Here is a 23605-nt window from a genome sequence, read left to right on the forward strand (position 1 = left end):
CTGTAAAACCGGACAATGTAATGAAACAACAGATACGCCAGCTATACCGTTATTTTCGCGCGCAACTATTACAGCGGGTTATCCCCAAGAGTGCAACGGTTTTACCCAATGAAAAAGACTTATGTATTGAGGTCATTGGTTTTTTTCAGAGTATTTCAGGTATTGGGGAATCAGCTCGCCTTTGCGCACAACAATTGGCAGCAGATGGATATCGCGTTAAATGCACCAGCGTAGAATCCTTTTTTCGCAAACCACAAGAGATAAATTGGCAGTGGCATGATACGACTGCAGGCACAGAAATAAATTGCCGTATTTACCATCTCAACCCGCCAATGCTACCACCGGTCATTTTACAAATGGGTCTATCCAATTTTAAAAAGACCTACAACATCGGCTACTGGGCGTGGGAGCTGGAAACCATACCAGCAGAATGGATCAAAGCCATACGCTATATGAATGCGATTTTTACGCCGTCGAACTTCACCACCAAAGCAATTAAAAATTACACCAGCATTCCCGTGTTAACAGCCACGCATCCAGTTACACGCAGCGCAACGTCCCAAGGTATACGAGACCGTCTCAATATTCCTGCGCAAGCATTTTTAGTCTCCAATATTTTTAGTTTTGGCAGTGCGATGGAACGCAAGAACCCCATGGGTTTGATTACCGCGTTCACACAAGCGTTTAACGCAACTGATGATGCCTATCTTGTGCTAAAAGCTAACGCTGGTTCCAACACACCAGAGAAGCAAAACCTGTTAAAAGCAATACAAGCTTATCCAAACATTCGATTGGTTGATGAACACTGGAGCCGTGAAGATGTACTTGGCCTGATAGAAAGCTCTGATCTTTATGCTTCACTACATCGCTCGGAAGGATTTGGTTTGACTATCGCAGAAGCCATGTTGCTGGATACACCAACACTAGTAACAGCCTGGTCAGGCAATATGGATTTTTGCACTGAAGAAAATAGTTTTCTGGTGCAGTTTAAACCGATCAAAGTCGAATCGAGCCACCCTGAATTTCAAGGTTTTGAAAATGCTACATGGGCAGATGCAGATGTCCAACAGACAACTCAGATCCTGAAGCAGATTTATCAGAAGCGAGAATTGCTTCTTCAGAAAAAACACATCTGTGCCAAGCAGATGCAAAGTTGCATTGATACTAATAAGTATCAACACGCGCTGAAAAAATTGGTGGATGGCGAAGGATCAAAAGAAACAAATCAGAACTGGACAGCTAATCCCAACGTAGCCGAATAACCTTCGTAATCACGCTCATAAATAGGTGACTGACGATCAACCCATTGACTACTCAAACGCAATAAAATTGCCTCAGAATATGACCAGGATATGAGAAGCGGCGTAACAGTAATGTTGCGCTCTATTCGCTCTGTCACCACTGCACTTTCTTCATAGTCCAACTCAGCATAACTCCCACCAAAACCGATTTTAACTTTGGGAGAAAATTGCCATTGAAATGTAAGTGCAGTATCGCTTACTTCAGATGGAGCATCGGATGTTTCGCCAATTGCTGGCTGATTGAAACGATATGTCAGCTCACTGATTAGCTTGTCTGTAATTGCCCATTCCAAATTGAGGCTAGCAAGCGAACCCTCACCATCATTACCGTTTGCGGCTTCGGATTTAGCTGCCCGATCAAAATACCCCACCAAACCGGTTAATTTGGTTTTTGGTGTTAGCGTCCATTCGGTTTCCAATTCCACTTGGCGGTAGTCAAAATCCAAATCGCCCAAAATAGGACTGGGCATTTCGTAACTACGATCACCCTCGCGATAACGTAGCCCTACCCAGGATGAAGCAAAACGATAGCGAATCTCGGAAAAAAAATCCTGATCCTGAAAGTCCATGCTCGCCCGCTCATCGTTTGAGTGGGTATTATCCATTTGATGCACACCAATAATTAAGCCAAAACGCTTGGCATCACCAAGCGATAATCGGGCATTGGCATCCTCTCTGGCGACAAGATCTTTCCCTGTAAACTCCAATCGATCAACTGGAGTTTCCTCGCGTAAAAAATCTAATTGGGTACTAAAGTTGGATGTAAACTGGCTCCGCCATGACGCCTTTCCTTCGATGGATGAGCCATTCAAATCTTCGCGTTCGTTGTAGCGGTATTGACTCGCATTAACGCTCAGGGCAATTTTTTGTGCAGAGATTTGCTTATTAAACCGAATACCCGCACCGGCACGGGTAATTTGTTCTTCAACTTCCTCCGGTGACCGCAGAAAATTACTATCGTAGGTGTGCTGAGCGCCTGCCGAAAATGCTAAAGCACTCTGATCGGTTTGTTGAGCCAATACAGGTAAACTCAAACCCGAACTACCGACCAGAATGCCCGTTAAATATCCCGCCAATCTTCTCATCAATCAATAAGCCTGTTGTCCAACAAATCCTTTAAAGATAGTTTTCCACAAAATTTTAATGTCCAGTATTACCGACCAGTTACGGATATATTCAAGATCGTAAGCAATACGGCCGGACATTTTATCAAGCGTCTCGGTTTCGCCACGGAAGCCATTCACTTGCGCCAAACCGGTGATGCCTGGTTTAACCTTATGACGCAGCATATAACCCTTAATCTGTCCGCGATAAAACTCGTTGTGTGCGACCGCATGTGGACGCGGGCCAACCAACGACATACTACCGGAGATCACATTAAACAGTTGTGGTAATTCATCCAAGGAAGTGCGACGCAAAAAATTGCCGTAAGGGGTAATCCGTGGATCTTCACGTTTTGCTTGTGCAACGTTAGGGCCATCCTCACATACTGTCATTGAACGGAATTTCCAAACTTTGATACGTTCACCACCCATACCATAACGAGTTTGTTTGAAAAATACCGGACCAGATGATGTCAACTTAACACCAAGTGCAATCAACATCATAGGGATAGCTAGAACACTGAGAATCCCCAAACCTAAAACCAAATCTTCCAAACGTTTTGCACTGCCGTTATCCACCAATGGCGAATCGTAAATACTTAACGCAGGGATACCCTGCAAGCAGGTTAAGCGAGAATGTAATAAGTCGAAACTGAATACATCCGGGATTACATAAGGAGATACGGTGGTATCCGCAAGACGGTCAATAACCGAGTGCATACGCAATTCTGCGCGCATTGGTAAGGCTACAAATACAATGTCTAATTTTCCATCGTGGGAGTCCTGATACAACTGCTCCAAGCCACCTTTAACTTCGATGTTCTGACCGAACAAACGGCGGCTTACATCATTATTGGGTGCACGGTCATCATAGAACCCGATTACTTTGTAACCCAACCACGGCATTACGGACATTGAATTAATTAAACGCAATCCGAGATCATTGGCACCAACAATCGCAACACGACGTGGCTCAGCAGGATTGGAGCGTAATTTCGCAAGCAAAATGCGACGCCCAATATGCATTGCAATCATTACAACTGGCGTTGCAACTAACCAACTACTAATCGCCAAAAATCCTAAGCTGGCGAATGGATAGGTTAATACAACGGCCAAAACCATAAACGGAATGGTGGCAAACCATGCAAGGAAGAGGCGAATTCCCAAGTCATACATCGAGTGTCCACGCCACAAATAATAAACCTCATTACTCTCGGCGAAGAATCCAAAAATAATAACGGCACTAATTGCAAAGGCAGTGTAAATATTACTCCACTCCAGCCCTAAAAGATTAAGTGCGACCCAGAGCATACCTACAATAAGAGCGCTATCCACTGCGCGGAATAATGCAAGAATTTTGGAATGGTGAAAACGAACCACTGGTGGTTCATTGGATAAGGTAACGGGACTAACCGCCGACCCCTCAACAGATGGATTACTCATTACTACCTCCATGCAAGTTACTACGTCGTGTAATATTGCAACGATATTTGTTACTTCACTACACTCTCGCGGTGATACAAAGCACTTTTCAGGCCAGAAAATAAGTACTGTAATTTTTATTTATTTTTTTGAGTAAAAGTTCAAAAAAAAAATTACAAAATAAATAAAAGTAATTTAGAGCGACAGATAAGTGAAGGAACCTACAAGTACGAGTTTTAATCGAACTTTTATCGCCCCAATTTAAAGCAAACACTCCCCAAAAGGATTCATAACCATTAACAGGGAGCTTCAGCCAAAAAGAATATAAGCAATTGGTAATGCTGTTTCTAAGCCACAAAAAACGGCAAAAAAGACACTCAGCAATAAATGCAGCAGCTATAGGTTTTTAACTGCACTACCCAAGCTACTGTAAAAATCCTGTTTGAAATCCTGCATGCGCTGCTGTGCAGCAGACGAAATCCTCTTGATGGATTCTTCATCCATTTTCATTGCATTTTCTACCGCTGCTTCTAACGCTGCAGGTACAACAGCAAAGCGTGGTGCAATGCTTTTTTGCCCAGAATATTCCGCTGTCAACATCAAAGCGCAGGACTCATTCGCAATTTCATTCATTGGTGGCGCATCAGTAACCATTACTACCGAGCCGTATCCCATTGCTTCCAATATCGAGTGACCAAAACCTTCGGTCTCGGTTGCATAAATATGAAAGAGTGAACTGGAAGCAAACTGTACGAAATCTTCGACGCGAGGAAATATGTCTAAAAATTCGACATTATCCGGTTTGACTAAAGGACGCTTTGATGGATGAATTACTATTTTTAATGGCGGCCACTCTGGATGGCGAGCCCAAACATCTATTATATTTTTAGCGCCACGATATTCGCTCATGCCCGTACGCGAGAAAAAATAATCCCTGCGTTTAGTAACACTGGCGTCATAGCTCTCTAAAACCGAACAGAAACCTATGTAGCGAACTGGTCGTTTGTATTGTGCATATATTTCCTGCGCAAATTTTGTTTTCGCCCACACTTCTTTTATATAAGGCAGCAACTGCACGTGAGACACCTCAAACCATTCCTGATTAGGAATAACAATGTGGTGCTCAGACCTGTAAAGATTTTCGTAGAAGATAGATTCCAGATGAATTCCGACCGTATCTTTTTCGCGAAACAAGATGTCCTGAACTGATCTGTAGAAAAAAAGAACATTGAAGGCTTTGAGAATTTTGATCAGCATTCCTCTAATGCCGCCAAACCTCACTTCACTTGATGGCATTTCGACTATTTCTGCCTGATAGCCAAAATGCGTTAAAGCGTCACTTAATATCCTTGCGTCCTTTCTCAAACCGAAGCCGGTTTTTGAGAAGTAGATCCTAAACTTCATATACCATCTCCATACCCATTCACTCATTGCCCTTCCTTAAGCACGTTCCAGGCCAAAAAGCCCACAACAAGCGCCCAACTAACTGAACTTTGTGGCGTGAGTCATAGAGTCGCTATAATCCTCAACACCAACAACTCCTACTTATTTGCTATGCCTCAGCTTAAATATTTAAACGGTTATTCAAACGAGACCCTTCATCAGGTTCAGCAAGTTATAGATGAAGGGCGCTTAGCTGAGCTACTGCTTAAACGCTACCCCAAAACCCATGACGTACGAACCGATAATGCTCTCTACCAGTACACGCAGGAATTGAAAAGCGCCTATATGGGGAAAACCCAACCGCTGAGTAAGGTTGGATACGACAGCAAAATTAAAGTTATTCAACATGCCCTCGGCCAGCACCACTACATCAGCCGGGTACAAGGCGGAAAACTAAAAACGGTTAACGAGATAAAAATCGCCAGCGTATTCCGTAATGCACCGGAGGCGTTTCTGAAGATGATAGTGGTGCACGAACTCGCCCACTTTAAAGAAAAAGAACACAACAAAGCCTTTTACCAGCTATGCCGTCACATGGAACCGAATTATCATCAGTACGAATTCGATCTGCGCTTGTATTTAACACAGATCGAATTGTTTGGTGGGATCTATTGAAACAGAAACATTTATCTACGGGCGATTTCGTTAATTTCATCAATCAGTGCCGGCAGTTGCGATTCGCCATATCCAATATGCACTGCGGCAACGTTGCCATAAGCATCAATAATGACCATGTGAGGAATTCCTTCAACACCGTATTTCCTCCCTGTCTTCTTGTTAACATCAGACACCAGCTTCATCTGGGTGTCTGAAAGGGCATCCGCTATTTTTCTAAACAGTTTTCGGCTTTCACCATAATTGATTGAGATAACCTGTAGTTTCTCAGGTGTAGCACTTTTCTGGATGCCACCAAGAATGGGCAATTCTTTCATACAAGGCCCACACCATGACGCCCAAAACGACACTATGACAACCTTGCCTTTAAAGTCAGAAACACGAACCTCTGCTCCATCAATGGTTTTCCCAACTAAATCATGGGGAATATCACCAACATTGTAGGGCTCTGCATACACAACGATGGAACACAAAAAACATAAAGCAGCTAATACTGTTCTCATTGCAACTTACTCCTTGAATTAAATTATTAAAAGTATCCATCCACCATATTAACTGATCACAAACTTTTTACATACTCAACCAAATCCCAACGTTCCTCCTCATTCAGTTGAGTTCCGTATTCATGTCCCGCATTGGAGTTTCCACGCAAACTGGTATCAAAGAAGCTGGTATTTGGAGCTTCACTGGAAATATGCCCTACTTTAACCAAATCCAATTCAATATTACCGACATAAAATGAAACCGGACGTTGCGCAGCAGGCAAGAGCAAATCATAAATAGTTGGCACAGATCCATTATGCAGATAAGGCGCGGACGCCCAAATGCCATTTATCGGACGAGCCTTGTAACTGTTGTAGATAGTTTGCTCTGGCGGAGCTTCATTAGAGCGATATTCTTTAAAGATGGCTTTAATGGTTTGCCAAGGCTGATTGAGTAAAGCACCTGCGGCAGTGTGAGTTACCAGATCCAATGGTGAAGTTTCTGCGGGAAGTTTATCGCCGAACAACACCATTGACTTGTCACCTTCAAGCACACCACTTTTTACTTTATGGTTGATAAAGTTCTCAACCATTAATGGATCTGTCCCCACCTCTTTATAGTGAGTGAGTACAGCCGTTAATTTGCGTTTTTTATCTGCAGGGTCAACAAGCGTGTGACACTCAAGACAATGTTGATCATAAAGAATTTTTCCTTTCGCCATTTTTGTTGCATCCAATTCATCTGCAATATCTGCCGGCCACCGGGGCGCAGATAATTGATAAAAATCTCTTTGGATATCGCCCAGGTTATTAATGCGAATCGAAGATTGATAGGTGAGCTTTTTTTTAGGGACAGTCACGGTGCCATAAACGGCAAGAGCAGTAATAGCATTCTGAAAAAGTGGACCAGGTTCTTTGTTAGGTGCAGACGCATTCCACTGTACGACATTTAAATGCGACGCATCCCATAACACTGGATAACTGGTCGGTGCATTGGGTGAATGAATATTTTCTGGAATACCGAGCGCCTCAACAGCGATGGCATTAAATATTTGCCCAAAAGCATCGAGCCTGCCATGACCATACGCAACATCAGTAGCATTCACTGCATAATGCTTTTCCAATTCTGCAATCCGGCTCTTGACCTGTGTTTTTAATAGTTCAGGAGTGAGTCCCGATGTGGGTGCCGCGGCAATAACCTGCTGTGCAAAACGTGAGTACTTATCATCGTTCACGACTGTTGCCTTCAGGGATGCAAGCAAAGCATTTTCGAATCCGGTGAAATCAATTAACGCTTGACCACCGTCAATACGAATGCGTTTGCCATTAATTTTAACTTGCCCGGTATGGCAAGCCGCGCAGGTTAAGCCAACATAATCGCCATTTTTTTTATCGGCATCACGAACAATACCAACGGGCAAACCATCTGGATTGAATTCATCGGGAGAGGTAACAATAAACCCCAAAGCAGCCATGTGTGATGTATCGCGAAATAACGCAGAGCTATCTGCTTGCTCCAAAGCGATAAACCAATCGTAGGGAATAATGCGTGAACCGAAGGAGGTAAATGAAATAGCTTGGCGGGTTTTATGATCCCATCCCTGTTGCAAATAAACGGTGTCCTGCAACGACGGCGCTACTGCATGTGTGGATAAGCTCCCACTTGCACACATTGCACCCAGGATTAACAAAGACAACTGTGGAACTTTTTTTACTAATAGCCAACGTGGCGTAATATTGGTCATGTTGCATCCTCAACATTAATGGACTATCACTCGAGATCCTTTTTCAGTGATAGCCAATATTACATACGCTCTAGCTGTATATTTCCTTGCGTTTTTTAAGAAACCTCTTGAAGTTAATTATCTGGAACTGCTCATCCAGAAACAGAATACTAATGACTATAGCCTAAGAATTTGGATTCGTTATTACAGCAACTAACGCCGCCCACCCAATAACGAACCAAGGATGCCGCGCACGATCTGCCGCCCAAGGTTACTGCCTATCGCACGTGCAGCACTTTTAGCAAAAGCATCAACTGCAGTATCGCGTTTCGCACCAGTGCGTGCAGTTTGCTGTTGCGCCCGCGCCTGCTCTTTGGCGATACGTTCCTGATCTTTTTGTTGCTGTTTAAAAATACGCTCTTGCTCTGCGCGTAGCTGTTCCTGGATTTTTTCTTGCTGCTGCGTTTGTGCTTGCTGTGCAACGCGTCCTTTTAAAATCTCGTAAGCTGATTCACGATCCACAACCTGACTGTAGATAGCCTTGTAGGGGGAGCGAGACATCACTTCCGTGCGCTCTTCATCCGTCAGCGGACCAATGCGCGACCCCGGAGGTGCAATCATTACGCGCTCAACCGGTGTGGGAGAACCCTTTTCGTCCAGCACGGAAACCAACGCCTCGCCAATTCCCAATTCGGTAATCACCGCTTCTGTCGAAAAAGCAGGATTGGGGCGGAAGGTTTGTGCTGCGATTTTTACTGCCTGCTGATCTTTAGGTGTGTAAGCACGCAACGCATGCTGTATACGATTTCCCAATTGGCCGAGTACCGTATCAGGAATGTCAGCCGGGCTTTGGGAGATAAAATAAATACCCACACCTTTAGAGCGAATTAAACGCACCACCTGTTCAATTTTGTCCACCAACAATTTTGGTGCACCATTAAATAGCAAATGCGCTTCGTCAAAAAAGAAAACCAATTTCGGTTTATCCGCGTCGCCTTGCTCAGGCAAATTCTCAAACAACTCTGAAATCAGCCAGAGTAAAAATATTGCGTAGAGCTTTGGTTGGTTGACCAAAGTGGTCGCATCCAGAATATTGACTACACCGGTTCCTTCTAGCGTGACCTGCATAAGGTGATTCAAATCCAGCGCTGGTTCACCAAAAAATTCGTCTGCACCATCTTGTTCCAACATCATCAACCGGCGCTGGATAGCAGCAATACTTGCTTCACTAATACCGCCATATTGATCTTCCAGGGACTTGCGCTCGTCCTTCATCCAGCTAAGCATGGCCTGCAAGTCTTTCAAATCCAACATCAACATGCCTTGGTCATCGGCAATTTTAAATGCAGCATAAAGTACGCCAGTTTGTGTTTCGTTTAGATCGAAAAAATTGGCGAGCAGTAACGGACCAAAATCAGAAATGGTGGCGCGTACCGGATGACCTTTTTTTGCGTACAGATCCCAAAACACGCAGGGAAATAATCGCTGTTGGTAGTCGGTTATATTCATCAACTGGACACGCTCGTCCACTTTCGGATGCGGTTTCCCTGCTTTAGCGAGACCCGATAAATCGCCTTTAATATCAGCCATAAACACCGGCACGCCCGCTTTGGCGAAGCCCTCAGCCAACACCTGCAAACTTACGGTTTTACCGGTACCGGTTGCGCCCGCAATCAGGCCATGGCGGTTCGCCATGCGCAAATTCAAGTGCGCGGATTGAGAGCCATTACCGCCAATAAGAAAGTGAGAGGTCATAAAAACTCCTGAAAAAATGAGGCTATTGCTGCTGGAATTCAGCAAATACTTCAATTGCAATCTGATCGCCAATGGCGGGGACCAAATAATCAATCCCGAACGCAGAGCGACTAAATGTAGTAGTGGCAGAAAAACCTAAAGTATAGAAGCCGGTGAGCATATTGTTAGCGCCGCCGTTAAAAGTCACCGTTAAATCGACAGGTGCAGTAACGCCATGCAAGGTTAATTCACCGGTAAACACAGCGGAATTTTGGTCTATCACACTAACGCTGGTGGTTTTAAAAAAAGCTTGCGGATATTTGTCTGCATCGAGCCAACTGCTTCCACGCAACGTCTCTTCCAAATCGGGATTATTTGCATCGATACTAGCCATATCAATAACAGCAGATAATTTAGCAGCAGCAATATTGGCAGGGTCAAATTCAAGGCTGGCATCCACTTTATTAAAGCGTCCCACGAAAGTAGATAGCCCCATATGATTTATTTTGAACAGCACGGCCACATGGGCTTGGTCCAGCTTATAAGAGCCTTTTTCCAATTGCACGATACCGGTTTTTACATTGGGTTTAATTAAGCTACCGCAACTTGAAAGACAAACACCGATAACAATGAACATTACTATTTTTATCAGGTGATGCAACATCGTGAACTCACTCCTTTAAATCAGGCAGCCATGATCTGAACAATCAGACCCGTAGCATTATTTTTGTGTGTAGAGCTTACGCAATTGATGCTTGGGCGTTTTGGTTAACTTATGCATAAATCCGAAAGTCGGCTCATTCAATTCATGTTGCTCACGCAATTCATCCAGCAAGCTTAACCATAAATGTGCGGTGACTTCTGCATCCGCTAGCGCCCGGTGATAAGTCCCGTCACTGGGCAAATTTTTATACTGCGCCAGAGTAGCTAATTGGTGATTGGGCGCATTTTGGAAAATCCGACGCGCGGCCAACAAGCTGCAGGCAATTCCGGATGAATAATATTTTTTAATGCGCCGAAATTCCGCGCGCAAAAAGCGTTCATCAAAGCTGGCATTGTGTGCAACCAGATTATGACCAGCGATGAATTCATAAAACTCCGTCATCACACTCGCATTATCGCGTGCGCTTTTTACCATCGCATTGGTAATGCCCGTGAGGTTTTCAATAAACAATGGAATACGAATGCCGGGGTTCATAATCTGCTGGAAGCGATCGGTAATTTTTCCATTTTCAATCAACACCGCACCGATTTCGATCGCGCGGTCACCCATATCTGGCGACAGCCCGGTCGTTTCAAAATCGAACACAATCAGGTTATTCGCGGGGAAAGAGTGAAAATCCAGACTCATAGATCAATGACCAAGTGGCATAAATAACAAAAAAGAGAGAACAAAAAATTAACCTAATAAAAAAGGGACGCACTGATTAAAGCGCATCCCTTTCTGCAATTGCCGCAAACAATTGGCAACATACTGGATTAATCCGGCAGTGTAATATTCAACTCCAACACCGAGCAATTGTCGGAATTGTCGAGGTTGACAGTCACCTGATCAGATTCAATATGAATGTATTTACGGATGACCGCGATAATCTCCTGCTGCATTTGCGGCAGAAAATCCGGTTGGTTTATATTGCGCTTCGTGCGCTCGTGCGCAACGATAATTTGCAAACGTTCCTTAGCGACCGAGGCCGACGACGGCGCGCGTTTCTTGCGCAGGTAATCAAAAATACTCACTGTTTACACCCCCAGCAGACGCTTCAGGAAACTTTTCTTTTCCGCTTCAAGGAAGCGATGTGGTATTTCTTTACCGAGCAGGCGATCTACTGCATCGTTGTAGGCTTGGCCTGCTGGCGTAGCTTCATCAAGAATAACCGGTGTACCTTGGTTAGATGCTTTCAATACCGCTTCTGACTCAGGAATTACGCCCAGCAGTGAAATCGCCAGAATTTCTTCTACATCATTCACACTCAGCATCTCGCCCGCTTCAACACGTACAGGGTTGTAGCGAGTCAGCAGCAAATGCTCTTTAATTGGTTCCAGGTTTTGCTCGGCGCGACGGGATTTGCTTTGCAAAATACCGAGGATACGATCCGAGTCACGCACTGACGACACTTCCGGGTTGGTCACTACAATGGCGATGTCAGCAAAATACAATGCCATCAACGCGCCCTGCTCAATACCGGCAGGTGAATCGCACACGATAAATTCAAAATCTTTGGCGAGTTCGTTGATAACCACTTCCACACCTTCGCGTGTCAGTGCATCTTTATCGCGGGTTTGTGAAGCAGGTAGGATGTAAAGACCTTCAGTGCGCTTATCTTTAATCAGCGCCTGGTTCAAGGTTGACTCGCCTTTAATAACGTTTACAAAATCGTAAACCACGCGGCGTTCACAGCCCATAATCAAATCCAGATTACGCAGGCCCACATCAAAATCGATTACTACTGTTTTGTGTCCACGCATCGCCAAGCCAGTGCTGATTGCTGCGCTGGATGTGGTTTTGCCCACACCACCTTTACCTGATGTAACAACGATAATCTTGGCCAAGGGAGGCTCCTGTTAAATATTCAATGTCTGAAAAATCACATCCAACTGATAAATGGATGCAGAAAATTAATTGCTAAATTTTTAATTACTGAAGCATTTAGTTACTCACCAGCGCTTCGACAACGACTTTTTCGCCATTGAGGGAAACCTGCACTGGTTTTTTCAATAATTCTTTGGGAAGTGAATCCTGCAGCACAAAATTGCCGGCGATTGAAACCAATTCAGCTTCCATCTGTTGGCAAAAAATGCGGGCAGATTCATCTCCCTTAACACCGGCCAATGCGCGTCCGCGCAAGGTGCCATAAATATGTATGTGGCCATCAGCGAGAACCTCCGCACCTTCGCTGACTTGCGCCAGTACGATCAGGTCAGCGCCTTCAGCATAAATCTGCTGGCCAGAACGCACCGGGCGGGTCACCACTTTGCTCTGGCGCTGCACCAGTCGCTCTTCAATAACGGTTTCGATTACCGTTTCTACAACCGTCTCAACCACCCGCTCTACGACAGTCTCTACCGCGCGCGGTGCTGCTTCCTGTTTAGGGAGCTTGAGTGCACGCTCGCTGGGGGTCGGCAATACGGCTAAACCGGTCTTGTTGACCGCCGCTAACAATACCTCAGGTACGCCGCTAAAACCTAGTGGTTGTAAATCCAGTTCACGGCAAATTGTCAGCAAATCCCCGAGTTTCTTCAGGTTTTCCGGGTTTTCCAAACGATCGAGATTGATCAGCACGGGCGAGTTATTAAAAAACTGCGGTGCCTGGACGATTTTTTCTTTCAGTTCAGCCGCTAAACTCTTGGGTTCATAGTGGACAATCGCCAGTACCACCACGGTCACTGCACTGCCTTTTAACTGAAAATTCACATCGATCATGCGCTGCTCTCTATAACCCACATCACTGCGATGAATATCGCAAAAGTGCGCCATTATCGGGGCACCACTTGATTAGTCAAGCGAGAGACTGCACCTAGTTCAGCTCGGGTTAAGCGCCGGGCTCCTATAAAGGAACCATTAGTACCAATCCGCCCTCTCAAGGGACATGTCCGGCATCCAAGCGAGAACCATCATGACTAGCAAGATTCTGCAACGCCCCGGCAAAATCGCGTTAACGATCAGTCTGCTTTTGCCATTAATAGTGGGTTGTACGACCACCCAGGCGGTCGATAAAACCAGCTATAGCACTACCGCTGCGCAAGCCAGTTTTAGCGAGGCACAGCTGGACTCGCTGCTGGCGCCTATCGCGCTCTACCCGGATACGGTCTTGTCCCACGTACTTATTGCGTCGACCTACCCGCTGGAAGTGGTTGAGGCCGACCGCTGGGCGAGCAACAACACCCGCCTGAAAGGTGACGATGCCGTCAACGCCGTAGACAACAAGGACTGGGACCCGAGCGTTAAAGCGCTGGTCGCATTCCCTGACATATTGCAGCGTATGAGCGATGACCTGGATTGGACCCAGCAATTGGGCGATGCCTTCCTCGCAAGTGAAGAGCGGGTGATGGATAGTATCCAGAAGCTTCGCAACCGCGCTTATGCCTCAGGTAGCCTCGATAAGGTCGAGCATGTGCGCGTAGTGCGCGAAGAAAAAATCATCATGATTGAGCCGTCCGTCGAGCGTGTTGTCTATGTACCCGCTTACGACACCCGCGTGGTTTACGGCAACTGGTGGTGGGCGGATTATCCACCGGTTTACTGGCATTACCCGAGCAGCTATGTCTTCGTGTCCGGCTTTTATTGGGGGCCACGGGTTTATATCGGCCCACGCTTTTATTTCAGCGGCGCCCATTGGCATCAACGCCGTGTGTATGTAGTTGACCACCATCATCACCACCGTTTTTACGACAGCCGCAGCGTGGTGCGCTACTCCAATGCCAAACACTGGCACCACAATCCGGTACATAGACGCGGAGTGGCCTATTACGACAATAACACCCGCGACCGCTTCCACAGCCCGCGTGAAAGCTATAGCGATTCACGCCAATACCGCGCAGGCTTGGATGGCAACGGCAATCGCGGCGGCTACCTTGGTGATCGCAACAATCACAACAACAGTCGCATAGCGCCAAATGCGGCACGCGACCAGCGCCAGGGGCGCGATGATTTCCAACAACGGTTGGATCGTCGCCAAGCCGGGCAAATCACCACTAACAGCGCGAACGTCAGCAACGATAGGCCGGTAGTGCAGCAACCGCGCGCCGAGCAATTGCGCGAGCGGATGAACAATCGCAACGGGCGTGAGCAAGGCAATTTGCAAAACCGCACCACGACGCCACGCACTGAGCAGCGGGTCGATGTGCGCCAGAACGAGCGCCGGATACAGTCGAATCCTAGCGAAACCCGCAGCTGGGATAATCGCGCCAATACCAATCGCGTAGAACGGACGCAAACCACACGCGACACCAATCGTATTGAAAGAGTTGAGCAACCGAACGTCCAGCAACAAAATCGTACTGAACGCCCAATGATTCAAAGGATCGAGCAGCGCAACCAATCAGCGGAACCAGTGCAGCGTGTTGATCGCCAACAAATTCAGCGAGTGGAGCGTCAGGAACAGCCGCGCGTTGAACGCATTGATCGGTCAGAGCGGATGGAACGTGCGGGCGGAGGCGGCAGTAACCGCACCTCCGATAACCGCGGCGAGCTGCGCGGCGGACGTGAACGCTAGACAAGATCACCTCAAGTGTTAAGTTTGTTTAATAGCCCCAAACCAGCAATTGGTTTGGGGCTATAACTTTTCGATAAGCACACAAGCCCTTCCCCATCTGTCTATTGTGCGTGCGAGCTTTTATACTACTGCAACATTGTCGTGCGACACTCCACGAATCACCCCGTATTACACAGAGCAAATTCCAGTTTATGCAGCACACCGCACCTTTTGTCCGCTTGATGGCTATCGCCATATTAGCCAGCAGTTTATTCGCCTGTAGTAGCAATAAGATTGTCCGCCAAGCCGATGCATGGCCAGCGGATATGCCGACACGCGCCTACTTCCTGAAAGTCTATGAGGCGGATGAAGCCAATAAAAAAATCCAGACGCAGGATGAATACCTCACCTGGATTGTGCGCTTCTACAGCGGTTGGGAATTGTATCGCCGCGGCTGGATCAAAATGACCAATGAGTTGGTCGATCAAGTCGATGACCAAAGCCAGGTTAAAGAGATTAGATACAAAGTTGATCGCATTGGCCGTTTGGTATCGGGCGAATGGGCAAAAAAATCCGATACCCGCACCATTTATCTGCGCCACGTTTCAATTTGGGGAAATGCATTATTGGAGTCGCTTGATCGCGACCAGGCGTTGCCACTTATCAATCGCGTGAATCAAGATGTAGACGATTTGCTCGCCCACCGGATTCATGCCGATGTGATCACCGCTGAGCGCTATTTCCCAGCCGACAAAGACGATCCGTTTTTATAAAATAGATTGCAAAAAAATCCCCGGCCAGACCGGGGATTTTTATTTGTACTGTGTTAATTACCAAGTCCAATTCACGCCTAATTTTAATGTGGTCGGCGGACCATTAAAGGTTCCGTTTGGCTGACCAAAGTTTGCCGGTAAATCTTCATTCGCACCGCCGAACCAATCCTGATAACCACCGTGATTCACTGCATTAGTCACATTCAATACATCCACGCGTAACGTGAGATAAGAATCCTGGCTGATCATACCGGTAGCGAATTGTTTACTCAGTGCAATATCCAATTGTTTATAGCCGAGAAAACCATCATCTTCCGGTTTAAATGTTCTGTACACGCACTGATTCCAGCCAGCGCGGCAATCGGTACCTTGATAGGTTTTTGCACTTTCCAGATTTAATTTCGCCGAAAAATCAAAACCGGCAGGCAAATCAAACATGGCTGCAATCACCAAACGATGCTCAGGCACTGAGGTTGAATCGTGCCAGCCGTAGTCATCAATATCGGGATAATCCAGTGCAAATACTTCACCCGCTTTACGCCGGTCTTGTGCATCGGTAAAGGTGTACGCAAGGGTCACGCCCCAAAAATCATCGGCTTTAGGCTTATCCAATTTGATATAAAGTGAATCCGCTTTTGATTCCAGCGCATTCATGCCAATCAAACCATTACTGAACCCGGGAATGCTGAATCCCCATGGCTGCCCCCAGGTGCTGCCCGGTTCAAAAAAGCTGCCATCGGGACGGCGATTGATGAGCATCCACACAAAACCATCTTCACTTTTAATATGCGACAAACTCACTTCCGCATTCCAATCGCCCCAATCGCCGCGTACACCTAAACTAAACTGATCGGAGTACGGCGTTTTGAGATTATTGTTCACCATATAGACTTCACGCCCCGCGCCTGTATTGGCGTAAAGCAATTCATCCAAACCTGCAGCGGTAAGATATTTTGGGTCCCAAGCAACGCAGTTAGTCGCCGCCGGATCACAATTATTTTGCGGATCTTCCGAATCAAAATTCACGCGATAAGTTGGGAAAGTGGCTTTGGTTACCTCAAGCTGCAAGTTATCAAATAAATTGCGGTCATAGGCACGGCCCGCACCACCGAATAACACCAAATTATTTTCTGTACCCAGGTCGTAACTGAAACCTAAACGCGGCTGCCAGGCATCTTTAAAACTATCGCGATTATTGCCGGTGCTGATGTAATCATTCACATCGATACCCGAATTATCGAGATTGCGCCAACTGCGTAACGCCGTCACCACCGATTCCGGTGTTTTATAATCCAGATACGCATCTGACTCTTCATAATCCCAACGCAAACCGGCATTAATCGTTAACCGGTCAGTCGCATCCCAATCATCCTGAAAATAAATTCCCAATTGTTTGTTATCTGCAACCACCGCACCGTCACCAATGCCTGCGAGCGGCGCGCCCCATTCCACCATATAAGGTTGCGTCCATGAATAATCGACGTTGTAACTGTACTGCGGATTAAAGGGCTGTTGCTCAACCGAGGTTAATTCAATCGCTTTGTATTTAATGCCGGCTTTAAATTGATGATTGGCAATACCGGTGTAAGTAAAATCTTCTTGCAGCGCCCAACCGGATTGGCTTTTTTCTTGATAATCACGCCCTGCGCCCGTGCTGAGTATTTGCACTTTACCCGCATTGAGCAAAACTGTTCCATTACCCATGGTGTGTGGGCGTGGATTAAAGGTGTAATCCTCGTAAGTAATACGGGTATCGTTAATCCAATTTTCAGTACGCCAGTTATGGCTCAAAACAATACGGGTTTCTTCATTGTTTTTATCGGTGCCGTAATCCAGTGTGCGCTGGCCACCTATGCCGGTAAGCTCAGTTTCATCGCGATACTTGGCCGTCAATTCCAACTTTTGCTCATCGTTAACGACGTAACTTAATTTACCGAAATACAAGTCTTCTTCAAAACTTGCACTCACCCCGCCCAATTGACTCTGTATGTTTGTAGGCAATTTACTGACATCGTAATTTGCTCCCACTATCACAGTGCGCGGGTCGCGATTGCTTTTCCCTTCATAAGCAAAGAAGAAATGTAATTTATCCTGAATAATCGGCCCACCCACATTGACACCGTATTGGATTTGCTGGCTGGGTACTTTTTTATGTTCCTTTAATTCATTAGGATTTTTTTCGCGCATACCTTCATCGGAGTAGTCGTAAAAAAATCCGCCGTGGAATTCGTTGGAGCCAGATGCTGTTACCGCCACAATCGCCGCACTACTGAGCTGGTCATATTCAGCAGAATAGTTTTGGGTTATTACCTTATACTCAGCAATCGCCGATTGCGGAAAAGGATTGCCGCGGCTTGCATCCTGCCCCGTTACACCGCCGCGCAGTACATAATTTTTTTGTCCTACACCATCGATAAAGATATTGATCGCATTCGGGCTTTGCGCACCACCTTGAATGCTGGTACTGCCATCCTGCCCTTCATTAAATTGAACACCGGGAGCCAAATCAGCAAAGGATAAAAAATTGCGCGTCGTTTGCGGCAGGGATTCAATTTGCTCCAGCGAAATACTTGTGCCTATCTCTCCCGCGACTTTTTCTTTCTCCTGCACACCGATCACCACTAATTCTTCTACCGGCTGCTCAAGGTCACTTTGGGCGAGGTCGATATCCAGCGTGCGCTTTTGCCCCACCTTCAAATTGATTTGCTGCTGGCCTTGCAGTTTCTTTCCGGCAATTGTTAACCGATAAACACCCGGTGGTAATCCAGTAAATGAATAACCGCCCGTGCTTTGCGTCACTGCTTTGTAGTTGTGGCCGTTGGCAAGGTTAACCAGATTTATTGTGGCTCCGGCAATGGGTTGGTCTTGCGAGTCAATAACGCCAGACAAACTCGCGCTGCCAATTTGCGCATAGAGCGGGCTACTTATCGCGGTAAGTGCCAGCGCACCAATAAGTGAAGCGAGGAGTTTTTTTGCTGTGGAGAATTTCAGGAGATGAGGCTGCATATGTACTTCCTTTTATTAACGATTGGCTTTTATTAATTATTAAGGTTCTGAACCAGGCAACAAGGCGTTTAGCCTCATTCAAGTCTAGATCAGGAAATCAATATTCTGCACAAACAAAAAAGGCTTACCTTGCGGTAAGCCTCTTATTTTTTCGTTAATTAATAAAATTTGCTGATTAAGATGCCAAAACTTTCATTGCGATTTCCGAGCCGGGCAATCCGTCTTGCGCAATCAACATAATCATGCCTAAAAATATTGCTACTACAGCCAAGTACCAGAGCACCGAAAACCAAATGCCGTAGGTATTTAAGGGAGGAATATCTTCCGCTAATCCCACTCGCCAACTAGCCAAAATATCCACCACGCCTAACACAATAAAAAAGGTGATGAAATAAAATCCGAGCTTCCACGCAAATACGAAGCACGCAGCCGAAATCGTCAACAGCGCCACTAACGCCAAATAATTTCGCCCGGAAAACACCAACGACTTAACCACTCGCCCGCCATCTAACGGATGCACTGGAATCAAGTTAAATAAATTCAACAATGCGCTGGTGGATGCGACCAAACCAGCGAAGTGGCTTTCGGTCATCAAATAAACAATATAAAACGCAACTGTCATGATCAAACCAAACACTGGCCCCATCATGGAGATGTACACATCCTGCCAACGAGTTTTGGGCATGTCACCCACTGCAAGGCCGCCGACAAATGGAATCAAATACATTCCTTTAGTCGGCAAGCCGCATTTTTTCATCGCGCGCAAATGGCCGTATTCATGGAAGACCAACACCGCAATTAAAGCGAACGCAAACTCCACCGTGAACATCACGCTGTACACCGCAACCGATGCAGCAAGTAAAGCAACTTTGAATACCTGCACAGCTTTTAATAATTTGAATGCAATTAAACCAATCGCCAACCAGGAATTGGGTTTTGATGGCGCCGGAGCATTAACCGGCGCAGCAACTGCATCGGAATATTCTGCGCTGGAATTTTCACCATCCGCGTCATCATTGCGGGTCACCAGATGCGCTTCTGCACCCAGCACTTGCACAGCGTTAACCCATAATTGATAAGTCACTTGCGCAAGCGCCACATTTAATTGAAAAGTGATTTTCACTTCGCCCAAATCGGGCACATCAATATTGTGCTCACTGATAGGACTGAAATTGCGCAGCTTTGATACTGTCTCACCATTTACCGCAACAAATTCGTCGCCTGTCGCAGGCGTAACGCCCACCATAAATTGATATCCGGCGTAATCGAATGAAAATACTTGCATAAAACTCCAACGCTTTTTAAACGCGACTTGTTAACAATAGATAATTAAAAAAAACAGGTGAAAAATTACAGCTCCAATATCGCAGGCATTGTACACACCTAAGCGCCTATCTGCTGCTCAATAGCTAGCGCTAAACCCGCGAGTCCTTTATCCAATTCTTGTTGATCCAAGCTGGCGTAGCCGAGGCGCAAGGCCGGAATTGCGCTGCCAGTTCCGGAAAACAATTGTCCCGTCAAAATCGCCACTCCCTGCACCAATGCATCGCGCTGCAGTTGTTGCATATCCATACGCGCATCCAACTCCAGCCACAATGCCAAACCGCCGGGTGGAATCGTGAACACTGCCGAGGGGATCATTTCCCGCACGCGTGTTACTGCGTAATCGCGCCGCTCTTTGTATATCTTCAGTGAGCGTCGCACGTGCCGTTTTATTTCACCGGTGCGCATCAATTCAGCAACAGCAAGTTCGGTGAGCGAATTGCCCTGACGATCAATCAAAATAATATCGCGCATGCAGCGATTAATTACCGTTTCCGGCGCAGCGATATAACCCAGCCGCAAACCCGGCGCGAGCACTTTGGAAAGGGAGCCAATATGAATTACCCGGCCGTCAGTATCCATACTGGCAAGCGGCAACATGGGGCTATGGGAGAAATGAAACTCGTGATCATAATCATCTTCAATGATGACAAAATCATGCTGCCGCGCCAGCTCCAATAATCGAATCCGCCGCTCAACCGAGAGCATAACCGTTGTGGGAAATTGATGATGCGGCGTAGTGTAAATTGCGCTGACTTTGCGTCGTGCGCACAAAGCCGCGAGCGCATCCAAATCCATGCCGGAATTATCTTGCGGAATATATTCCAGTGCGATGCCAAAGGATGCAAAAGCTTCGCGCGCAGGTGGATAACTGAGGTCTTCCATCACCACGCAACCATCGCTCGCGGCAAGTAAACGCGCACTTAAATAAATGCCCATCTGACTGCCGCGCACCACACAAATCTGCGCTTCCGTTACACCCATACCGCGCTCAGCGCGCAGCATATCGGCAATCGCAACGCGTAATAATGAGTTTCCACGCGGATCATCGTATGCCAGCCGATTCGCGCGCGCGGAGAAAACCAGCGCGTGCCGATACGCGCGCGACAACACATCAAACGGCACCAAGCGCGCATCGGGCACGCCGTCGCTAAAGCGAATAACACCGGCGACATTTGCTGCTAAATCGCCGTAGGGCATAGCGTTATTTTCGGGCAGTGCGCGCGCGAAAGAGGAAGGTAGTTGCACTGAAGCGGGATCATCATTGCCCTCCTGTTGCAAGGGCAAACGGGTGGAGACAAATGCACCGCGCCTTGCTTCAGTTTCAATCCAACCTTGCGCCAACAACTCATCGTAGGCTTGCACTACGGTTTTGCGATTAAGGGCTAAAGCCTCTGCGATTGTCCGGCTGCCGGGTAAGGCGGTACCGGGCAGTAAGCGCCCGCGTTGGATCTCCTGAATAATCGCCTGCACCAGCTGCAAATGCAGCGGAACGCCCGCCGCCCGTTCCAGCACCAGGGTCAAATACCAATTTCGCAACATTCGCCACCTCGCCTTAAACACAGACATCGCTGGCCCCATAACTTTTTTAGAACTGGATGTTTAAGGGGGCCAGAAAAACTCGCACTATCACTGCCAACAGACCTTACGTCAACCCCGAGGAGCAGAGAAATGGCGAGCACACTTGATACCCCCAAAGACGAATTGATTCTCCAGTCGCAGCAAAAAATGGAGCAGTTCCTGTCAGTCCCAAACTGGAGCACACAGGAAAAACTGGCGCTGAGCTGCCGCATTTTATTTGATGCCGGGCACGACTCCGGCCTCGCTGGCCAGATCACCGCTCGTGCTGATCAACCCGGCACTTACTACACCCAGCAATTGGGTCTCGGCTTTGATGAAATTACCGCATCCAATTTGTTGTTAGTTGATGAAGATTTGAATCGCCTGAGCGGTGCGGGAATGCCCAATCCTGCCAACCGTTTTCACACTTGGGTCTACCGCAATTATCCTGAGATAAATTGCATCATCCACACCCACCCTTTTCATGTCGCCACCCTGTCCATGCTCGAACAGCCGCTGGTGATTTCACACATGGATACCACGCCGCTCTTTGACGATTGCGCCTTTCTTGAAAAATGGCCCGGCATTCCCGTAGGCAACAGTGAAGGACAAATTATTTCCGAGGCATTGGCCAACAAACGCTGTTTGTTTCTCGCGCATCACGGCTTGTTGGTGACTGGCCGTACGGTGGAAGAAGCGCTGATACTCGCACATTTATTTGAGCGCGCCGCACGCATGCAACTAGTCGCTATGGCAGCGGGAAATATTCAACCACTTGATGAAGACCTTGCACGAGAAGCGCACGACTGGACATCAACCCCAAAACGTCATCAAGCATTTTTCGCGTATTACGCGCGGCGTGCATTACGCAATCACCGCGATTGTTTGCAATAACTAAATCCATTTCATTTTTTCAATACAACCTTCAATACACCATCAGAGGATATTTTTTATGAGCAAAAGCAACACACAGTTTCAGGGAATTATTACTTATCCCATTACACCTTTTTTGCCTAACGGCGAGATTGATCTGAAAACATTGAATCAATTAATCGAGCAATTGATCAGTAATGGATCCCACGCGATTGCGCCTTTGGGAAGTACAGGTGAGAGTGCTTATTTAAATGATGAAGAATGGACAGAGGTGGCACAAACCAGTATTAAAGCCGTCGCTAAACGCTTACCGGTGATTGTGGGGGTTTCAGACCTCACGACTGCAAACGCAGTAAAGCGAGCAAAAATTGCCGAAAAAGCCGGTGCAGATGCGATCATGGTGTTGCCGGTATCTTATTGGAAATTATCCAACGACGAAATTTTCAGCCACTACGCCAAAATTGCCGATGCAGTTTCGCTACCAATAATGGTGTACAACAATCCAGCAACCAGTGGTATTGATATGTCGCCGGAATTTATCGTGCAGATGTTTAAATCCATCGACAATGTCACTATGGTAAAAGAGAGCACGGGTGATATTCAGCGCATGCATAAAATTCGTTTGCTCGCCAACAATGAATTACCGTTTTACAACGGCAGCAATCCGCTCGCATTGGAGGCATTTGCTGCAGGTGCAAGTGGTTGGTGTACTGCTGCCCCCAATATTATTCCGCAATGGCCGATGAAGCTTTACCAAGCGTTTCAGAATAATGATCTCCCGCTCGCTCGCGATCTGTTTTACAAACAACTGCCACTGCTGGAATTTATTTTGAAAGGCGGATTACCTACCACGATTAAAGCTGGCCTTAAACTCAAAGGATTAAATGTAGGTTCACCGCGCCTACCACTACAACCGCTCGATGAGGCGGGCACTAAAAAACTGGAGACGCTGCTAGAAAGTTTGCACAAAACACAGTAAACCTCCGCCACACACAAAGGGCAACGCAAAAAGAGCCTTACAGAAGAAGCCCACGGCTTCTTCTGTCTGTTTACC

Annotated in this window: 20 protein-coding genes; 6 read left to right on the forward strand and 14 right to left on the reverse strand. The window is 46.7% G+C overall.

The window, feature by feature from the left end; genetic code table 11:
* Nucleotides 1-20 precede the first annotated feature (20 nt).
* The gene (locus AAGC78_RS13735) at nt 21-1262 is read left to right on the forward strand and encodes a glycosyltransferase (RefSeq protein ID WP_435784661.1); all 1242 of its coding nucleotides are present in this window, start codon (nt 21-23) and stop codon (nt 1260-1262) included.
* Here the strand turns inward: AAGC78_RS13735 and AAGC78_RS13740 are convergent.
* The 3 genes from AAGC78_RS13740 to AAGC78_RS13750 all read right to left on the reverse strand — a co-directional run bounded on the left by AAGC78_RS13740 (nt 1226) and on the right by AAGC78_RS13750 (nt 5257).
* Nucleotides 1226-2386, reverse strand: a complete 1161-nt coding sequence (locus AAGC78_RS13740; RefSeq protein WP_435784662.1) for a hypothetical protein — start codon at nt 2384-2386, stop codon at nt 1226-1228. The genes AAGC78_RS13735 and AAGC78_RS13740 overlap by 37 nt on opposite strands.
* A 3-nt stretch (nt 2387-2389) precedes the next feature.
* Nucleotides 2390-3847: an undecaprenyl-phosphate glucose phosphotransferase gene (locus AAGC78_RS13745; RefSeq protein WP_435784663.1), complete on the reverse strand. Its 1458-nt coding sequence runs from the start codon at nt 3845-3847 to the stop codon at nt 2390-2392.
* 375 nt (nt 3848-4222) lie between these two features.
* Entirely contained in the window at nt 4223-5257 is a 1035-nt protein-coding gene (locus AAGC78_RS13750) for a glycosyltransferase (RefSeq protein ID WP_435784664.1), read from the reverse strand.
* A 69-nt stretch (nt 5258-5326) separates the two neighbouring features.
* On the opposite strand from AAGC78_RS13750, the gene AAGC78_RS13755 reads away from it, so the two are divergent.
* Nucleotides 5327-5884, forward strand: a complete 558-nt coding sequence (locus AAGC78_RS13755; protein WP_435784665.1) for a M48 metallopeptidase family protein — start codon at nt 5327-5329, stop codon at nt 5882-5884.
* A gap of 11 nt (nt 5885-5895) precedes the next feature.
* Here the strand turns inward: AAGC78_RS13755 and AAGC78_RS13760 are convergent, their stop codons facing one another.
* The 8 genes from AAGC78_RS13760 to minC all read right to left on the reverse strand — a co-directional run bounded on the left by AAGC78_RS13760 (nt 5896) and on the right by minC (nt 13299).
* Nucleotides 5896-6387 (reverse strand): TlpA family protein disulfide reductase, encoded by a 492-nt coding sequence (locus AAGC78_RS13760; protein ID WP_435784666.1) that lies wholly within the window; start codon nt 6385-6387, stop codon nt 5896-5898.
* A 56-nt stretch (nt 6388-6443) separates the two neighbouring features.
* On the reverse strand, nt 6444-8111 hold the full coding sequence (locus AAGC78_RS13765) for a di-heme-cytochrome C peroxidase (protein WP_435784667.1): 1668 nt from the start codon (nt 8109-8111) through the stop codon (nt 6444-6446).
* A gap of 192 nt (nt 8112-8303) precedes the next feature.
* The gene (locus AAGC78_RS13770) at nt 8304-9845 is read right to left on the reverse strand and encodes a helicase HerA-like domain-containing protein (protein WP_435784668.1); all 1542 of its coding nucleotides are present in this window, start codon (nt 9843-9845) and stop codon (nt 8304-8306) included.
* A 22-nt stretch (nt 9846-9867) separates the two neighbouring features.
* Entirely contained in the window at nt 9868-10488 is a 621-nt protein-coding gene (locus AAGC78_RS13775) for a YceI family protein (RefSeq protein ID WP_435784669.1), read from the reverse strand.
* Nucleotides 10489-10545: 57 nt separating this feature from the next.
* Nucleotides 10546-11175 carry a 3'-5' exonuclease gene (locus AAGC78_RS13780; protein WP_435784670.1) on the reverse strand — a complete coding sequence of 210 codons (630 nt, stop codon included), beginning with the start codon at nt 11173-11175 and terminating at the stop codon, nt 10546-10548.
* Nucleotides 11176-11303: 128 nt separating this feature from the next.
* A complete protein-coding gene (minE, locus tag AAGC78_RS13785) occupies nt 11304-11561 on the reverse strand; it encodes a cell division topological specificity factor MinE (RefSeq protein WP_435784671.1) in 258 nt (85 codons plus the stop codon).
* 3 nt (nt 11562-11564) lie between these two features.
* Nucleotides 11565-12374, reverse strand: a complete 810-nt coding sequence (gene minD, locus AAGC78_RS13790) for a septum site-determining protein MinD (protein ID WP_435784672.1) — start codon at nt 12372-12374, stop codon at nt 11565-11567.
* Nucleotides 12375-12471: 97 nt separating this feature from the next.
* Complete coding sequence (gene minC, locus AAGC78_RS13795) at nt 12472-13299, reverse strand: septum site-determining protein MinC (protein WP_435784673.1); 828 nt, start codon at nt 13297-13299, stop codon at nt 12472-12474.
* 139 nt (nt 13300-13438) lie between these two features.
* Here minC and AAGC78_RS13800 point away from each other — a divergent pair, with 139 nt between their 5' ends.
* A complete protein-coding gene (locus AAGC78_RS13800; protein ID WP_435784674.1) occupies nt 13439-15037 on the forward strand; it encodes a DUF3300 domain-containing protein in 1599 nt (532 codons plus the stop codon).
* A 191-nt stretch (nt 15038-15228) separates the two neighbouring features.
* Nucleotides 15229-15789, forward strand: a complete 561-nt coding sequence (locus AAGC78_RS13805; RefSeq protein ID WP_435784675.1) for a hypothetical protein — start codon at nt 15229-15231, stop codon at nt 15787-15789.
* A gap of 57 nt (nt 15790-15846) precedes the next feature.
* On the opposite strand, the gene AAGC78_RS13810 is transcribed toward AAGC78_RS13805, so the two are convergent.
* The 3 genes from AAGC78_RS13810 to AAGC78_RS13820 form a co-directional block, all read right to left on the reverse strand.
* On the reverse strand, nt 15847-18795 hold the full coding sequence (locus AAGC78_RS13810) for a TonB-dependent receptor (RefSeq protein ID WP_435784676.1): 2949 nt from the start codon (nt 18793-18795) through the stop codon (nt 15847-15849).
* 175 nt (nt 18796-18970) lie between these two features.
* Complete coding sequence (locus AAGC78_RS13815; protein WP_435784677.1) at nt 18971-20080, reverse strand: site-2 protease family protein; 1110 nt, start codon at nt 20078-20080, stop codon at nt 18971-18973.
* Between the two features lie 98 nt (nt 20081-20178).
* Nucleotides 20179-21660: a PLP-dependent aminotransferase family protein gene (locus AAGC78_RS13820; protein WP_435784678.1), complete on the reverse strand. Its 1482-nt coding sequence runs from the start codon at nt 21658-21660 to the stop codon at nt 20179-20181.
* 129 nt (nt 21661-21789) lie between these two features.
* Here AAGC78_RS13820 and AAGC78_RS13825 point away from each other — a divergent pair, with 129 nt between their 5' ends.
* Together AAGC78_RS13825 and AAGC78_RS13830 are read left to right on the forward strand one after the other, a co-directional pair.
* Complete coding sequence (locus AAGC78_RS13825; RefSeq protein ID WP_435784679.1) at nt 21790-22572, forward strand: aldolase; 783 nt, start codon at nt 21790-21792, stop codon at nt 22570-22572.
* 58 nt (nt 22573-22630) lie between these two features.
* A complete protein-coding gene (locus AAGC78_RS13830; RefSeq protein WP_435784680.1) occupies nt 22631-23530 on the forward strand; it encodes a dihydrodipicolinate synthase family protein in 900 nt (299 codons plus the stop codon).
* Nucleotides 23531-23605: the final 75 nt, after the last annotated feature.

Source organism: Cellvibrio sp. (assembly GCF_039207905.1).
In the GTDB taxonomy this organism is placed as follows: domain Bacteria; phylum Pseudomonadota; class Gammaproteobacteria; order Pseudomonadales; family Cellvibrionaceae; genus Cellvibrio.

What these genes read in the sequence shown, in the direction of transcription:
- AAGC78_RS13735 (WP_435784661.1), top strand. Translation starts at nt 21, where the DNA reads ATGAAACAACAGATACGCCAGCTATACCGTTATTTTCGCGCGCAACTA.
- AAGC78_RS13740 (WP_435784662.1), bottom strand. Translation starts at nt 2,386, where the DNA reads ATGAGAAGATTGGCGGGATATTTAACGGGCATTCTGGTCGGTAGTTCG.
- AAGC78_RS13745 (WP_435784663.1), bottom strand. Translation starts at nt 3,847, where the DNA reads ATGAGTAATCCATCTGTTGAGGGGTCGGCGGTTAGTCCCGTTACCTTA.
- AAGC78_RS13750 (WP_435784664.1), bottom strand. Translation starts at nt 5,257, where the DNA reads ATGAGTGAATGGGTATGGAGATGGTATATGAAGTTTAGGATCTACTTC.
- AAGC78_RS13760 (WP_435784666.1), bottom strand. Translation starts at nt 6,387, where the DNA reads ATGAGAACAGTATTAGCTGCTTTATGTTTTTTGTGTTCCATCGTTGTG.
- AAGC78_RS13765 (WP_435784667.1), bottom strand. Translation starts at nt 8,111, where the DNA reads ATGACCAATATTACGCCACGTTGGCTATTAGTAAAAAAAGTTCCACAG.
- AAGC78_RS13770 (WP_435784668.1), bottom strand. Translation starts at nt 9,845, where the DNA reads ATGACCTCTCACTTTCTTATTGGCGGTAATGGCTCTCAATCCGCGCAC.
- AAGC78_RS13775 (WP_435784669.1), bottom strand. Translation starts at nt 10,488, where the DNA reads ATGTTGCATCACCTGATAAAAATAGTAATGTTCATTGTTATCGGTGTT.
- AAGC78_RS13780 (WP_435784670.1), bottom strand. Translation starts at nt 11,175, where the DNA reads ATGAGTCTGGATTTTCACTCTTTCCCCGCGAATAACCTGATTGTGTTC.
- minC (WP_435784673.1), bottom strand. Translation starts at nt 13,299, where the DNA reads ATGGCGCACTTTTGCGATATTCATCGCAGTGATGTGGGTTATAGAGAG.
- AAGC78_RS13800 (WP_435784674.1), top strand. Translation starts at nt 13,439, where the DNA reads ATGACTAGCAAGATTCTGCAACGCCCCGGCAAAATCGCGTTAACGATC.
- AAGC78_RS13805 (WP_435784675.1), top strand. Translation starts at nt 15,229, where the DNA reads ATGCAGCACACCGCACCTTTTGTCCGCTTGATGGCTATCGCCATATTA.
- AAGC78_RS13810 (WP_435784676.1), bottom strand. Translation starts at nt 18,795, where the DNA reads ATGCAGCCTCATCTCCTGAAATTCTCCACAGCAAAAAAACTCCTCGCT.
- AAGC78_RS13815 (WP_435784677.1), bottom strand. Translation starts at nt 20,080, where the DNA reads ATGCAAGTATTTTCATTCGATTACGCCGGATATCAATTTATGGTGGGC.
- AAGC78_RS13820 (WP_435784678.1), bottom strand. Translation starts at nt 21,660, where the DNA reads ATGTTGCGAAATTGGTATTTGACCCTGGTGCTGGAACGGGCGGCGGGC.
- AAGC78_RS13825 (WP_435784679.1), top strand. Translation starts at nt 21,790, where the DNA reads ATGGCGAGCACACTTGATACCCCCAAAGACGAATTGATTCTCCAGTCG.
- AAGC78_RS13830 (WP_435784680.1), top strand. Translation starts at nt 22,631, where the DNA reads ATGAGCAAAAGCAACACACAGTTTCAGGGAATTATTACTTATCCCATT.